Here is a 1,075-nt window from a genome sequence, read left to right as displayed (position 1 = left end):
GTCGACGTCGACGTGGAACGCGGCACGGTGCTGATCCGGCTCGGCAAGGGGAAGAAGGACCGGATGGTGCCGGTCGGGGCGCGGGCGCTGGCGTGGATTGCCAGGTATGCGGACGAGGTGCGCGCCGACCAGGCCGATGACGCGACGGCGCTGTTCCTGACCAGGCAGGGCCTGCGGCTGACGGGCAAGCAGCTCTCGAGCATCGTCAAGAAGGCCATCGACGGCGCGAAGCTGGAACGCGTGGCAGCAGGCGGGCCGCTGAACAGTTCGTGCCATCTGTTTCGTCATGCGTGCGCGACGCACATGCTCGAGAACGGGGCGGATATCCGCTACATCCAGGCGCTGCTGGGACATGCCGACCTGGGCACGACTGAGATCTACACGCGCGTGGCGATCATGAAGCTGAAGCAGGTGCACGAGGCGACGCATCCGGCGCGATTGCAGGGTGCGTTACGGCGTAACGATGCTGATTGAAAGGAACGATGATGCCGAAGACTTCTGCGGAGAGACAGGCCGCCTACCGCGCGCGCCGGCCGATGGTGGGCAGCAGCGGGGAGCGCAGGCTCAACACTTGGGTGAGCACGGCTGCGCACCTTGCCCTGGAACGTATCGCGGCGCGTGACGGCGTAACGCAGCGTGCGGTGCTGGAACGGCTGCTGCGGATCGAGGATGACCGGATCCTGGCCGGCCTGACGCCGCACACGCCAGAGTGGGACGCCTACCTCGGCATGAAGTGATCGTTACGGCGTAACGGAGGCTGCCTTGCTTGGCGGACACTGGCGCGAAACCCGCTGTCCAGCCGCTGCGCGGTACTGCCAGCCGCGACGCGGAGGCAACGGCCACGCTTGATTCGAGTCGGGTCAACAGCGCGCGCTCTTGCGCCTTGCAGGCGCTCTCGCTTGCCGCCGCGCTGCGCCGTTAGCCAGTAACGGACAACGCAAGAGCACAGCCCCTCCGGGGTAAATCGGTCGCTGCGCGTCCGCTTTAACATAACGGGGCATTCCGCAAAGCCGGCCCATTCGCTGCGCTGCGCTTCGCTCGGTGGCCCGGCCCCGCGCTGCGCCGGGCCCTGCGG

Annotated in this window: 2 protein-coding genes; both read left to right on the top strand. The window is 67.4% G+C overall.

From position 1 onward, the window contains the following. Positions 1–474, top strand: a 474-nt coding sequence (locus ACP7BV_RS27185; protein ID WP_426108022.1) for a tyrosine-type recombinase/integrase, incomplete at its 5' end; no start/stop codon positions are given. Positions 475–482: 8 nt separating this feature from the next. Further along, on the top strand, positions 483–737 hold the full coding sequence (locus ACP7BV_RS27180; RefSeq protein WP_426108021.1) for a hypothetical protein: 255 nt from the start codon (positions 483–485) through the stop codon (positions 735–737). Positions 738–1,075: the final 338 nt, after the last annotated feature.

Source organism: Massilia sp. TSP1-1-2, from assembly GCF_049896185.1.
Classification (GTDB): Bacteria; Pseudomonadota; Gammaproteobacteria; order Burkholderiales; family Burkholderiaceae_D; genus Telluria_A.
This window is presented reverse-complemented; position numbering and strand designations above follow the sequence as displayed.